The organism is Ochrobactrum vermis, from assembly GCF_002975205.1.
In the GTDB taxonomy this organism is placed as follows: domain Bacteria; phylum Pseudomonadota; class Alphaproteobacteria; order Rhizobiales; family Rhizobiaceae; genus Brucella; species Brucella vermis.
Genome location: NZ_PCOC01000002.1, coordinates 913,924 through 927,676 on the forward strand (window position 1 = coordinate 913,924; position 13,753 = coordinate 927,676).

Consider the following 13,753-nt stretch of genomic DNA (forward strand, 5'->3'; position numbering starts at 1 on the left):
GAAAAATCCACTCATGCTGGGACGTGTTGCCGGAATCCGATGCACTGTGCTTGCGAAAAAATCGAAACGGGACATCATTCCTGGCAGCCTCGGGTGTTTTTTGCCGTGACCCAAAGTAACTTTGATTGACAGTATAATCACACTATTTTTCTGTAATTAGGGCCATCTTTATCCAGAATAATAATAATTCTGATGATGTCGCAGCTGATAGCATATTTGTCGCAGCCCGTTCCGATAATTGACTGGAGCGGGACTACTATTGCCTTCAGACTGGTCGATTGTCTCCTGCTTTGAGGGTCGTCGAACTGTCTTCAAAATTCGTCGTGCGACCCTTCAAAAAAATCATCCAAGGGGACGGTTGCTGGACGGATCATTCAGATGAATTCACGGCTGTGGGTGGACATGTCGGGAAATGACCTATATAGAATCAAGCAATCTATCGATAATCATTCCATGCGGACCGTTCGCGGAACGCAGATCGTGTGTGAGCGATTTGCGTTGGAATGAAGTTCTATCATTGTTAAAAAGGAGATTAAGTCCGCCAGCACAGCGGGGTTAAACTTAATGCATGGTATTTTATACAAGGAAGAAAGTATGAAGTCGCCGGCTAAGACGAAAATAAGCTTGAAGAGCGTTTTTAAAGTCTTCGGCGATGATCCGGAGCGTGCAATGAAGGAATTGCGCGCAGGTAAGTCAAAAACCCAGATTCACAGCGAACTCGGCGCGACAATCGGCGTCGACGATGCGACCTTCGATATCTACGAAGGCGAAGTATTCGTTATCATGGGACTCTCGGGCTCGGGCAAGTCTACGCTTCTGCGTTTGCTCAATCGCCTGATCGAACCAACTGCCGGTTCCATCGAAGTGGACGGCCGTGACATCGTCGAGATGAGCAAGCGCGAGCTGATCGATCTTCGTCGCCGCGACATGAGCATGGTGTTCCAGTCTTTCGCGCTTCTGCCCAATCGCTCGGTTCTGAACAATGCCTCGTTCGGCCTTGAAGTGGCTGGAATGGGCGAGACGGAGCGTCATCAGAAAGCGCTGAATGCACTCGCTGCCGTCGGGCTTGAGCCATATGCCCACAGCATGCCTGACCAGCTTTCCGGCGGCATGAAACAGCGTGTCGGATTGGCGCGCGCTCTGGCAAGCGAGCCGACCATTCTCCTGATGGACGAGGCTTTTTCCGCACTTGATCCGCTGATTCGCACCGAAATGCAGGACGAACTCAAGCGGCTTCAGGCAGAACATAGCCGGACGATCATTTTCGTCAGTCATGATCTGGACGAAGCCATGCGTATCGGCGACCGTATCTGCATCATGCAGCACGGCAAGGTCGTGCAGGTTGGAACGCCGAATGAAATCGTTTCAGCACCGGCCAACGATTATGTTCGTTCCTTCTTCCGCAATGTCGATGTGTCGCGTGTTTTCAAGGCTGCCGATGTGGCCCGCGAGGACGAGCTGATCGTCTTCGAGCCCGAACAGCTGGCAACAGCGCTCGAACGTTTCGATGCGAGCGGCCAGACGTTCGGCGTGCTGATAGATGCAGACCGCACATATCGCGGCATGGTCAGCCGCGACGCATTGGCAAAGGGTGCTGTAGCGCAAGATGGGGAGAGACTGGATAGTGTCCCTGCTATCGAAGCCGAGGCCCCCCTTTCCGGATTGCTGACGCAGGTGGCGGAAAGCCCCTGGCCGGTTCCGGTTACTGACCGCCAGAACCGCTATGTCGGTGCCATCAGCAAATCGGCATTGCTTGAAACGCTTGGCCGCGCGGGTTGAGACCTGCGCGCCAACGGACTTTTGCCCGATGAAGGCAGAATTGGTCCAATCCAGAAGAAATACGGAAATGGACGGTAAAATATGGATTTGAATTTTAGTGTCGGCGGATGGGCGGATGTTGTGGTCAATTACATTCTCGACCACTTTACGCCCGCGCTCGATATGATCGCAGCCGCTATCGGTTTTGTTACCGACGGCATCCAAAATGCTCTTCTTGTTGTTCCGCCGATAGGCGGGGTTGCAATTCTCACATTGCTTGCGTTGTGGCGCGTCGGATGGAAATTCGCGATTTTCGCAGCTCTCGCATTGGGGCTCATCATCCACATGGAATTGTGGACCGGTACGATGGAAAGCCTTTCTCTGGTGCTGGCCTCTACGGTTATCGCTGTCGTGATCGGTATTCCGCTCGGCATCGCCATGGCGCGGAACGATACGGTCGCCTCGATTGTGCGTCCGGTACTCGATCTTATGCAGACGATGCCCGCTTTCGTCTATCTCATTCCGGCAGCAATGTTTTTCGGCCTTGGTGCCGTGCCCGGAACGATTGCGACGGTGATCTTCGCCATGCCGCCGGTCGTGCGTCTGACCAATCTCGGTATCCGGCAGGTGCATGCTGAGTTCGTCGAAGCCGGACTGGCCTTTGGCTGCACGTCGCGGCAGCTTCTGTTCAAGGTGCAGCTTCCGAACGCCATGCCCTCGATCATGGCCGGTATCAACCAGACAATCATGTTGTCGCTCTCGATGGTGGTTATCGCATCGATGATCGGCGCCGGCGGCCTCGGCAATACGGTTCTGACCGGCATTCAGCGCCTCAATGTGGGCCTTGGCTTCGAAGGTGGCCTTGCGGTGGTCATTCTGGCGGTCATTCTCGACCGCATTACCCAAAGCTTCGGCAAGGGCGGCACGGGATTTTTCAAGAGGCTGGCATCTTTAAGAAAGGCGGCGGACACCCAATCCGCCTCGTCCTTTCGCAAGCAGGAAGCATGAAGCAGACAAAAACAACCAAGAATAACCCAATAATAACAATGGGAACTGATACCAATCGAAAAGGAGAAACTATGTTAGGCAAACTAACCAAATTCGGTCTGGCGGCAGTTGTGGCGGGAACGATGACCATGGGCGCAGCATTTGCGCAGGACGGCAAGCCGGTGAAAATCGGCTGGGCACCCTGGTCGGATGCTGAATTCGTCACCAAACTTGCCAAGAAGCTGATCGAAGACAATCTCGGCCAGAAGGTCGAGCTGGTTCAGACTGACGTGGCCCCACTCTATCAGGGTGTGAGCCGTGGCGATATCGATGCCATGATGATGGCCTGGTTGCCGGAAACGCATGCCGACTACTATGCGCGCGTGAAGGACAAGGTCGAAGACCTTGGCCCGCTCTATGAAGGCGCAAAGCTCGGCTGGATCGTTCCGGCTTACATCCCGGAAAGCGAGATCAGCTCCATTGAAGACCTGAAGAAGCCGGAAGTTCGCGAGAAGCTGAAGGGCGAAATTCAGGGCATCGACCCGGGTGCTGGCCTTACTCGCCTGTCACAGGAAGCGATCAAGAAATACGGGCTGGACTACAAGCTCAATATTTCAAGTGAAGCGGCCATGCTGACGACGGTTGACCGCGCCACGCGTTCTGACGGCTGGTTCGTGGCAACTTCGTGGAGCCCGCACTGGATGTTCGGCAAGTACAAGCTTCGTTACATTGCCGATCCTGAAGGCGCTCTTGGCGGCGCAGAACATATCGACGCCATCGCACGCAAGGGCTTCAAGGAAGATAATCCGAAGGTCGCATCGCTGCTGACCAAGATGAGCATTCCGATCAGCGAGCTTGAGGCTGCGATGTTCGATGCGCAGGAGACGTCTTACGAGAAGGCAGTCGATAAATATATCGCGGACCATCCGGACCGCATCAAGGAATGGCTGGCCGAGTAACTGGTTCCAGCAAAAAATGAGCCCCGGTTATCCGGGGCTTTTTCCTTTCCTATCCTCTTCGAGCTATCAGAATACCTGATATCACGATGATGCCGCCCAGAGCCTGCAATATGCCGATAGGCTCCGACAGGATGGTCCAGGCAAGAAATGCCGCGACGACGGGTTGCAGAAGCAAGGTCAGCGACGAAAACGACGCCGGAAGATAGGCAAGGGCATAGGCAATCATGCTCTGACCTGCCGCATGGGTTACCCATGCAAGACCTGCGAGTATAAGCCAGCCATAAAGCGTAGCAGGCAGGATCTGACCTTCCATGAAATACGCGACGGGCAGCGAAAAGACAGCAGCAATTGCGCTGCTCCAAAGCATGATGCGCATGGTGGAAAAGCGGCTGCGCAAGCGTCCGACCGAAAGAATGTAACCGGCATAGAAGACTGCGGCCAGAAGGGCCATCGCATCGCCGGAGGATCGGGATTGGAGAAGCTCACCCGGTCCGCCCTTCAGCACGACAACGCCGATGACTGCGACGGCAAGCCCGACCATGAAAGAACTGCTGACGCGCGATTTGAAAAGCAGCCAAGCGCCAAGTGTCACGAAAATCGGTGCCATATTGGCAAGCAACGTTGCATTAGCAACGGATGTCATGTGCAGTGACAGGTGCCATGCACCCAGATCGAAAGCGATGAACAGGCCGGGCAGCGCGAGGCGAAGGCAGTCAGATAAAGTGAGTGGCGGTGCATCCTTTTCGTCCCACCGCTCGCGGCCATCCATAAGCAGGAGCGGTAAAACTGCCAGTGCAAGACGCCAGAAACCTGTTGCGAGCGGGCCAACTTCGGAAAGTCGGACGAAGATTGGCGAACTGCCGATGGCTATGCCGCCAACGATCAGGGCGGTCATCGCCAGACGTTGCGCATTGGTGGGGGCGGGGTTTGCGGCAGTGGTATGCGACATTTTCAAACTCAAAGTTACGCCGAAATCGTTCTTTTGCCCACGCATTAAGCGCAGTTAAGGAGCGTCTCTCGGCTTCGGAATGAACTGGTCATGGAGAAAGCAGAGCACATTTCTTCCATTATCCGTGTTCTGAATATTGTCTTCATGTCGCAAAAGGGTGGAAATAACGAAAATTTTGCCCGCGACATTGATATGACGCGGGCTTGCTTATTCCTCTTTGTGGGAGGCGTCCAGCGCTGGGTTGTGGCAGAAACCGGAAATTTCATCACGTTTCTGTTCAACACATCGCAAATTATATGAAAAAGCGCCTTCGAGGGGCGCTTTTCAATTTTCAACGAGAATAGGGTGAGTAGCATTGTTTGCGCGGCCCATTATAGGGCTGGAAGGTATTGTCCGAAGAGCGATAGGACCGATAACGGTTATAGCACCACTGCACATGCGCATTTGACATCCTCGGCGCGCGATAAACGGGGCGAGGTTGGCTTATCGCACCGCCAATGATTGCGCCTGCACCGAATGCTGCCAGCGGATACCACCAGCCGTCATTGTGGCGCCGATAGCCGTGGCGATAATGACGATAGCCGCGATGACCGTTCCAGTGTCCCGGCCGGTTAGGTCGATGGCCATGATAGTGACGCGGCGGGCGGCGATGATCACGCACCTGCTCCACATCGTGGTTTATGACCGGGCGCTCCAAATTCATAGGCGCCGCCATCGTCGGCACAACCGATGTCGCACCGAAGATCACGGCCAGAGCCCCGGCACAAGTCTGTTTGAATATATTCACGTGCAGCCCTCCATATTAGATAATAGAGGTAAACAATTGAAATATCGATTGGTTCCCGGTTTCCATCGGGCAAATTTCTGTTGGCACCTCAAGGCGTGTAGCAATGTGGAAATGCGCTCAAAATGAAAGGGAGCAGGCTCCTCCCCAAGAACCTGCTCCCTAATGCATCGCCCCCCGCCATAGGTGGTGCGATGCTTGTCTCTTATGGACTTCCCATGCCTGATTAGCGTCTCAGACCTTACCTTCGACAGCGGCATTTAGCAACTTCAGCGCGCGTTCTTTTGTCAACTCAATCGGATTGCCGCCAGCCGTCGGATCGACGATGGCCATCTCGGCAATCAGGTCTTTCCGGGCTTCGTCCATGTCGAGGCCCTTGATGAATTCGGGCAGGCTGTTGGGAACGCCCAAATCGGTCCGCAATTTCATGATGGCCGCAAGAAATCCGTCGAAGCCACCCGCGATGCCGAGATAGTCGGCAAGTCTTTGAATGCGCTGTTCGATAGCCGAACGATTCTGAAGCAGGACATAGGGCATGAAAACTGCATTAGTCATGCCGTGATGGGTATCGTAGAGGGCGCCGATCGGATGGGACAGTGAATGGATTGCACCGAGACCCTTCTGGAAGGCCGTTGCACCCATGGCCGCAGCGGCCATCATATTGGCACGTGCTTCAATATTCTTGCCATCGGCATAGGCCGTTGGCAGATTTTCAAAGACCAGACGAATGCCTTCGACCGCGATGCCATCGGCCATCGGATGAAATCCGGGAGCGCAATAGGCTTCAAGGCAGTGTGCCAGCGCATCCATGCCCGTGCCTGCGGTGATGAAAGGCGGCATTCCGGTTGAAAGCTCAGGGTCGGCAATGACCGTGACCGGGAGCATCTTCGGGTGGAAAATGACCTTCTTGGTGTGGGTCGCTTCATTGGTCAAAACGCCAGCACGGCCTACTTCCGATCCGGTGCCGGCAGTGGTAGGCACGGCGATGATTGGCGCAATGGTATTGCTGTCGGCACGGGTCCACCAGTCGCCAATGTCTTCGAAATCCCAGACCGATCGTGTCTGCCCTGCCTGAAAGGCAATCAACTTGCCGAGATCCAGTGCTGAGCCGCCACCGAAAGCGATAACGCCATCATGCTTGCCGTTTTTGAAAACCTCAACGCCCGCATAGAGGTTGCTCTCGACCGGGTTCGGTTTGACTTCGGAGAAAACCCCGTATTTCACACCGGCTTCATCAAGAATAGCGAGCGTGGATGCCACCACAGGAAGCTTTGCCAGGCCAGGATCGGTCACAAAGAGCGGGTTCTGAATGCCCGCGGCCTTAAGGACGGCAGGCAATTCCTTGATACGGCCTGGACCGAAAAGTACGGTGGTGGGGAAATTCCATTTGGCAGTCAAAGTGGTCATGTCGATTGCTTTCCAGAAACTCAATTCAGATCAGATTTTCTCACGCAGATGGAAGGATTTCGGTCGCGTGAGATTGCCGTAGCCTATCGGTGACAGGGCTGCGCCCTTGCCGGTGTCTTTCACCCCGGTCCAGACTAGTGCGGGATCAAGATAGTCGCAGCGGTTCATGAAAACCGTGCCCGTCTCGATGCGGTCGCCAAGCGCGGCGGCGTGGTCCGTGTCTGCCGTCCACAATGAAGCTGTCAGGCCATAGATACTATCGTTCATGAGCGCGAGGGCTTCTTCGTCATTGCGCACTTTCATGATACCAACGATGGGACCGAAGCTCTCTTCACGCATGACGCTCATCTGGTGATCGACATTGGTGAGTACTTCAGGCGCAATATAGGGGGACCCCGCGCGGTCGTTCTCGACGCTCATATTGACATGAGCCTTCGCACCCTTGCGCAGCGCTTCAGCCTTCTGCTCGCGGATGAGATCGGCAAAACGCGCTTGCGCCATCGGTCCAAGCGTCGTTGAGCTATCAAGCGGGCTGCCGACCACATATTGCTTCGTTAGGTCAATGAATCCGTCGACAAAGCGGTCATAGACAGCTTCATGAACGTAGATGCGTTCTATCCCGCAGCAGCACTGGCCGGAATTGAAGAATGCACCGTCAACCAGATTGGCGACAGCGTGGTCCAGATTGACATCAGGCAGCACATAGGCCGGATCCTTGCCGCCCAATTCCAGCCCCAGTGTCATGAAGGTGCCTGCGGCAGCTTTCTCGATGGCGCGACCGCCACCGACCGAGCCGGTGAAATTCACGTGATCGATTGTCCCGGATGCAAGCAGCTTTTCCGTTGATGCATGATCGAGAACGACGTTCTGGAAAACGCCCTTTGGCAGACCGGCCTTCTCGAAGGCTTTTGCAAAGCGCTCACCGGCCAGAAGTGTCTGGGTTGCGTGTTTGAGGATTACAGTGTTTCCGGCCATCAGTGCCGGAATGATCGTGTTGACTGCCGTGAGATATGGATAGTTCCATGGTGCAACCACCAGAACAACGCCGAGTGGCACGTGTTTGACATACCGGCGAAAGCCGTCGTTCTGTGCCGGTACATAAGGCTTCAGCGCTTCTTCGGCGATGTCGATCATATACTGGCCGCGTTCCTGAACACCGCCATTTTCGCCGCCATAGCGTGTTGGTCGTCCCATCTGCCATGCAATTTCCGGGATAATCTCATCCTGCATTGCAGCGAGAGCGTCGAGTGCGGCACGGCAATAGCGGGCGCGTTCAGCGATGCTCGATTGAGCCCAACCTGTTTGCGCGCTACGTGCGGCAGTCACCACCGAGGCGATTGCAGCCTCGTTCAAAAATGGACGCTCGGCATAAACCGATCCGTCTATCGGGGAGATGATCTTGGCCGTGCCGCTCATCTGTAACTTCCTCTGAAACCTAGCATTTCGTCATTCATTTAGGGAACGGTCACACGGGTCAATAGCGCTCGAAGCCGCGATGCAGTTCCCAGTCGGTCACCCGCCGGTCATACTCGATCTGCTCCCAATGAGCAGTGTGGACATAGTGATTGACCACAGCGTCTCCGAATGCCTCCTTGAGAAATGCGGAGCTCTTAAGCGCTTGTGCGGCTTCGCGCAGCGTGTAGGGAATTTCCTTCAGCTTGACAGCACTATAGGCATCACCGACGAAAGGTTCTTCAAGTTCCAGTTGCTCGTCTATCCCTTTCAAGCCTGCTGCGATAAGTGCGGCAAAGGCCAGATATGGATTGAGGTCGGCGCCCCCGATACGGCATTCGATACGGATGCCTTTCGTGCCTTCGCCACACAGGCGGAAGCCCGCGGTGCGGTTATCCGGGCTCCACATGATTTTCGTCGGCGCGAAAGTGCCTGCCTGAAAGCGCTTGTAGGAATTGATGTAAGGTGCCAAGAAATAGGTGTAATCGGTGGCATATTTGAGCTGCCCCGCCACCCATGAACGCATCAGTGGCGTCATGGTATAAGGTGCTTTCGGATCGAAGAAGAGCGATTCCTTACCGTCGGCGCTCCAGATAGAATTGTGCACGTGGCTTGAACTTCCAGCCTTGCAGTAATCATACTTGGCCATGAAGGTGATGCACTTTCCATGTGCCTCGGCGATTTCCTTCATCGCGTTCTTCATGATGACATGGCGATCTGCCATTTCGAGAGCTTCGGCATAGCGCACATTCAGCTCTTCCTGTCCCGGCCCCCATTCACCCTTGGAGTTTTCTACCGGAATGCCTGCCGCCGCGAGCTGGTTGCGCATTGCGCGCAAGACCGGCTCTTCCTTGGTGGTCAGATGGATGACGTAATCCTGCACGTAAGGCGAGGCTGTCTCCATATCATGCCAATGCTTGGAGCGGGCCGTCTTGTAGGTTTCGTCGAAAAGATAGAATTCAAGCTCGGACGCAAAATAGGCGCGATAACCGCGCTCATGCAGACGCGCGAGCTGCTTCTTGAGGATTGCGCGCGGGGAGTGCGCTAGATCCTCGTGGTCGTGGTGATTGAGCACATCGCAAAGCACGATGGCCGTCTTTTCCAGCCAGGCGGCGACACGCAAGGTCGAAAGGTCCGGCTTGATGACAAAATCACCATATCCCTTGTCCCAGCCGGCGGCTTCGTAACCAGGCACTGGCTCCATATCGATATCGTCGGCAAGAAGATAATTGCAGCCATGGGTTTCGTCGTAACCAGATTCCACAAAAAACTGCCCATAGAAGCGCTTGCCGATCAAGCGTCCCTGCATGTCTACGAAACATGCGAGAACCGTATCTATTTCGTCATCTGCAACGGCTTTTTTCAATGCATCGAAAGTCAGTTGTCCGGCCATTTAATTTGCTGTGCTCCCACGGAATGAAGTGAGAGGCGCCGCGCGAATGCACGGCGCCTTTGTTCGTCAGGTGTAGCGGTAAGGTGCGCCGGCACCTCGCATGGTTTCCTGATATTTTTTCAGGATTGCGACCACTTTCGCGTTTCTCTCGCTCTTGGTGGCGATCTCGTCCCAGAACTGTTCAGCGGCGTCTTCGATCTGCTTCCATTCCGATTCAGGAATAGTGGTCAGTTCCAGTTTCCCGCCTGTGGTGCGATAGTGAGCTTCGCCCCACCAGTACCAGTGCTGGCGATAGTAATGCGATGAATCCATTGCCAGCTTAAACAAAGTCTTCAGATGATCCGGTACGGCGTCCCATTTCTCGGTATTCGCGAAATATGAGCCGGCCCATGCGCCGTTGATGTTGTTGGTCAGATAGTACTTGTTGATGTCCGCCCAGCCGACCGTATAGGCCTCGGTCGCGCCACACCACGCAACGCCGTCGAGTTCGCCGGTCTGGATTGCGACTTCGATATCTTCCCATGGCAGCGTGACTGGCACGACGCCGAATTTGGTCAGGAAGCGCCCGCCGGTCGGGAAGGTGAAGACCCGAAGCCCTTGCAGGTCAGCGACGCTGCGGATCGGTTTGGTGGTTACGAAATTGCAGGGGTCCCAGGAACCGGCGCTGAGCCAGGTAACGCCGGGAATTTCCTTATAGGCTTCCTCCCAGATTTCGTTGAGCCCGTACCAGTTGAACAGGGCTGGCACATCAAGGCTGTAACGCGATGCGAAGGGGAAGTAAGCGCCGAAGACCGCCACATCGACTGGCGATGCCATGGAGTCGTCGTCACTTTGTGCAGCATCGATTGTACCGGCCTGAACGGCACGGAACAGTTCACCCTGCGGCACAAGCTGGTCGGCCGTATAAAGTTCGATCACCATCTCGCCGTTGGCTGCTTTGTTGAAAGCATCAATCGACGGCTTGATGACATGCTCGGCAAGGGCCGGGCCCGCATAGGTCTGGAGGCGCCACTTGATCGGGCTTTGCGCCCTCACATAAGGCGTTGCAAGCGTGCTTGCACCCAGCGCACCAACGGTCGTCAACCCGGCTTTCTTGAGAAAATCGCGTTTGTTAAGCTTACTATTCTCACTCATGCCCATTCTCCCACTCTTGTTTGAGTTCACCCTTTATTTGTCCGGTCTGGCCGTTCTGGCTCTTGTTGCCGGCTTATGCGTATTTTCACGGAATTATCGTCATCGTCCGGTGTACCAGTTGGGCAACCACATCGCGATTTGCGGGAAGATCATCAGGATGATGATGGTCAGCACCATGAGGAAGAAGAACGGCACGATTGAACGATAGATGTCCATCAGCGTGACTTCTTTTGGTGCCAGCGCTCGCATCATGAAGAGATTGTACCCGAAGGGCGGCGTGATATATGCAATCTGGCATGTGATGGTGTAGAGCACCCCGAACCAGATGGCATTGAAGCCGAGGCTCTTTACCAGTGGTATATAAAGCGGCGCCACGATGACCAGCATTGCTGTATCGTCGAGGAACATGCCCAGTACGACGAACGAAAGCAGCATCAGTATCAGGATCGTCCATGGCGACAGATCAAAGGTGCCAAGCAATATGCTTTCGATGGCTTTTACCGCCCCAAGGCCGTCATAGACCGACGAAAAGCAGAGCGCTGCCAGAATGATCCAAAGGAACATACAGGTGACAGTGAGGCTGTTTCGCGTCGTGGTTTCCCATACGTATTTGTTGAGACGTCCGGTAAAAAGCGCGGCCAGTGTTGCAAGCAAGGCGCCGACTGCTGAACTTTCAACGAGGCTGGTAACGCCTGTAAGGAACAGCCCCATCATTGCGCCGAAGACGACGAGCGGTAGAATGCCAGCTCGCAGCGCGACAAAACGATCGTGCCACGTAATTCTGTCCAGCTCTTCCTGCGGCAATGTCGGCCCGAGTTCGGGCTGGATACGGCAGCGTATGTAGATATAGATCGCAAAAAGCACAGCCATGAGAAGGCCGGGGCCTATGCCTGCGAGCCATAGCTGCAGAACTGGTTGTCGGGCAATCATCGCATAGAGAACGAGCACGACGCTCGGTGGAATAAGGATGCCAAGCGAGCTACCAGCCTGGATGACGCCCGTTACCATAACCTTGTTGTAACCGCGCTTCAGCAATTCGGGCAGTGCCACGGTGGCGCCGATTGCCATGCCCGCAACGCTCAGGCCGTTCATGCAGGAGATGATGACCATCAGGCCGATCGTCCCAAGCGCCAGGCCGCCGCGAATGCCGCCGAACCAGACGTGAAACATTCGGTAGAGATTGCTGGCAATGCCGGACTCCGAGAGCATGTAGCCCATGAAGACGAAGAACGGCACCGTGATAAGCGGATACCAGTTCAATACCGCAAAGGTGGCGTTATACGGCATTTCAAATGAGCCCTTGCCCCAAAGCAGGAGCGCGGCGAGCGAACCGACGAAACCGATCACGCCGAATACGCGCTGCCCGGTCATGAGCAGCACCATCATGGTTGCAAACATGAAGAGCGTAATGAATTCCGAACTCATATGTGATGTCCTTCCTCAATGGCAGGACCCGCAATGGTGCTGATAGGCTTTCCACGCAGGGACGCCCAGTCCTTGAAGAAATTGGAGACGCATTGCAGCAGCAGGAGAAGAATGCCGACCGTCATGAGAAGCTTGATCGGCCAGAGAAGTGGTGCCCAGGCGGTATAGTTCTTCTGGCTGTAAACGATGGCGTAATTGGTCGATGAAATTCCGCCCGCGACCATCACTCCGAGATAGAAGATAATGAACAGGATGGTAATCATGTCGGTGACCATTTTCCTGCGCGGGGAAAGGCGGTCGAAGAATAGGTCCATTCGCACATGCGCGCCCTGCTGCATGGCATAGGCACCGCCGAGCAGATAGTAGGCGGAGAGCAGAAACTGGGACATTTCCAACACCCAGTTGACCGGAACGCCGAGGACGACGCGCGAGAACGTCGAATATAGAAGGCATGCGCCAAGCACGAAGAAAAGATACATCGCGAAGCGTCCGACATAGTAATTCAAGGCATCAATATATTTGACGAACAGTCTGATCGGCTTCGGCATTTCCGGCTCCTTCAGGCTTTCTGTTCCGTGTTGGGAAGACCGATTGCTTCCGCAATGTCCTTCAATATCGTTGCGATTTTTTCGGCCCAGACGATCTGTGTTTGGCCATCGGCAATCTCATCGTTACGGAGTTCGATCATCACGCAAGGGGCGTTGCGTGGGCGGGCGTGCCGTTCGAGCGTGTAGTAGACCCGGTCGGCTGGCGAATAGGGCTCGTTCACGCCGACATTGAGGGTAGCGTCTTTCCGCAGAGCGGCGATCAGCGGCTTGCCAATCCGGTCATCTTCGTCGTGGATGATGCCGATCTGCCAGGGGCGGGGGACGTCGCGATAGATAGGCGTGAAGGAGTGGACCGTCACGATCCATGATGGCAGTCCGCGTCGCCCACGCTCTGCAATTACGTGTTCGACAGCAGTGTGGAATGGACGATGTGAAAGATCGATACGCGCCAGACGTTCCATGGAGTTGAGCGCGTGATTTCCGGGAACCACGGTCGTCTCGCTGATTTCCGGAATGAGGTCGTGAGCGTCGAGCGGGCGATTGCAATCGATCAGCAATCGCGAAAGATGGCTTTCGACAAGAGGCGCATCGAGCGACGAGGCGAGGTGTCTTGCGACTTCGATAGCACCAGGATCCCAGGCGATATGTGCCTTAAGGGCATCAGCATTCAGGCCGAGCCCCTGAAAAGTATCGGGAATGAAATTGGATGCGTGTTCGCAAACAAAGAGATAGGGACTTTCCCCATCCTTGTTGAAGACAGAAACAGGCTCGCACGAAGCCGTGCGATATTCTCGCTCGTCCGTCATTCTAATCGTTCCCCGCGCTGTAACTTATGTTACGTTTTTTCCAATTATGCGCTATTGCGGATTATTTGATACGTCCTATGATTATTTGTCAAACACAATTTCGCCCAAATTCAAAAAGGGCCTGCTGAAACAGGAAGTGCTGTGCCGGTGC

The 13,753-nt window shown here is 54.8% G+C and carries 13 protein-coding genes; 4 read left to right on the plus strand and 9 right to left on the minus strand.

Going from position 1 to position 13,753, the window contains the following annotated elements; genetic code table 11:
* Positions 1 to 594 precede the first annotated feature (594 nt).
* The 3 genes from proV (at position 595) to CQZ93_RS18600 (ending at position 3,704) form a co-directional block, all read left to right on the plus strand.
* Positions 595 to 1,779, plus strand: coding sequence for a glycine betaine/L-proline ABC transporter ATP-binding protein ProV (gene proV, locus CQZ93_RS18590; RefSeq protein WP_105544067.1), 1,185 nt, complete (start codon positions 595 to 597; stop codon positions 1,777 to 1,779).
* Between the two features lie 81 nt (positions 1,780 to 1,860).
* Positions 1,861 to 2,766: an ABC transporter permease gene (locus tag CQZ93_RS18595; RefSeq protein WP_105544068.1), complete on the plus strand. Its 906-nt coding sequence runs from the start codon at positions 1,861 to 1,863 to the stop codon at positions 2,764 to 2,766.
* 71 nt (positions 2,767 to 2,837) lie between these two features.
* Positions 2,838 to 3,704 (plus strand): glycine betaine ABC transporter substrate-binding protein, encoded by an 867-nt coding sequence (locus CQZ93_RS18600; protein ID WP_010659072.1) that lies wholly within the window; start codon positions 2,838 to 2,840, stop codon positions 3,702 to 3,704.
* Positions 3,705 to 3,753: 49 nt separating this feature from the next.
* Here the strand turns inward: CQZ93_RS18600 and CQZ93_RS18605 are convergent, their stop codons facing one another.
* On the minus strand, positions 3,754 to 4,653 hold the full coding sequence (locus CQZ93_RS18605) for a DMT family transporter (RefSeq protein ID WP_105544069.1): 900 nt from the start codon (positions 4,651 to 4,653) through the stop codon (positions 3,754 to 3,756).
* 90 nt (positions 4,654 to 4,743) lie between these two features.
* On the opposite strand from CQZ93_RS18605, the gene CQZ93_RS26710 reads away from it, so the two are divergent.
* Entirely contained in the window at positions 4,744 to 4,953 is a 210-nt protein-coding gene (locus CQZ93_RS26710) for a hypothetical protein (protein WP_181153428.1), read from the plus strand.
* A gap of 31 nt (positions 4,954 to 4,984) precedes the next feature.
* Here the strand turns inward: CQZ93_RS26710 and CQZ93_RS18615 are convergent, their stop codons facing one another.
* The 8 genes from CQZ93_RS18615 to CQZ93_RS18650 all read right to left on the minus strand — a co-directional run bounded on the left by CQZ93_RS18615 (position 4,985) and on the right by CQZ93_RS18650 (position 13,602).
* Positions 4,985 to 5,440: a BA14K family protein gene (locus CQZ93_RS18615; RefSeq protein ID WP_105544070.1), complete on the minus strand. Its 456-nt coding sequence runs from the start codon at positions 5,438 to 5,440 to the stop codon at positions 4,985 to 4,987.
* A 231-nt stretch (positions 5,441 to 5,671) separates the two neighbouring features.
* Complete coding sequence (locus CQZ93_RS18620; RefSeq protein WP_105544071.1) at positions 5,672 to 6,844, minus strand: iron-containing alcohol dehydrogenase; 1,173 nt, start codon at positions 6,842 to 6,844, stop codon at positions 5,672 to 5,674.
* Between the two features lie 30 nt (positions 6,845 to 6,874).
* Positions 6,875 to 8,260, minus strand: a complete 1,386-nt coding sequence (locus CQZ93_RS18625) for an aldehyde dehydrogenase family protein (RefSeq protein WP_105544072.1) — start codon at positions 8,258 to 8,260, stop codon at positions 6,875 to 6,877.
* A 58-nt stretch (positions 8,261 to 8,318) separates the two neighbouring features.
* Complete coding sequence (locus CQZ93_RS18630; RefSeq protein ID WP_105544073.1) at positions 8,319 to 9,689, minus strand: glutamine synthetase family protein; 1,371 nt, start codon at positions 9,687 to 9,689, stop codon at positions 8,319 to 8,321.
* 66 nt (positions 9,690 to 9,755) lie between these two features.
* Positions 9,756 to 10,823: a TRAP transporter substrate-binding protein gene (locus tag CQZ93_RS18635; RefSeq protein ID WP_105544074.1), complete on the minus strand. Its 1,068-nt coding sequence runs from the start codon at positions 10,821 to 10,823 to the stop codon at positions 9,756 to 9,758.
* Positions 10,824 to 10,922: 99 nt separating this feature from the next.
* Positions 10,923 to 12,248 carry a TRAP transporter large permease gene (locus tag CQZ93_RS18640; RefSeq protein ID WP_105544075.1) on the minus strand — a complete coding sequence of 442 codons (1,326 nt, stop codon included), beginning with the start codon at positions 12,246 to 12,248 and terminating at the stop codon, positions 10,923 to 10,925.
* Positions 12,245 to 12,796, minus strand: a complete 552-nt coding sequence (locus CQZ93_RS18645; protein WP_105544076.1) for a TRAP transporter small permease subunit — start codon at positions 12,794 to 12,796, stop codon at positions 12,245 to 12,247. Before CQZ93_RS18645 ends, CQZ93_RS18640 begins: the two co-directional genes overlap by 4 nt.
* An 11-nt stretch (positions 12,797 to 12,807) precedes the next feature.
* Positions 12,808 to 13,602, minus strand: coding sequence for an N-formylglutamate amidohydrolase (locus CQZ93_RS18650; protein ID WP_105544077.1), 795 nt, complete (start codon positions 13,600 to 13,602; stop codon positions 12,808 to 12,810).
* Between the last annotated feature and the right edge of the window lie 151 nt (positions 13,603 to 13,753).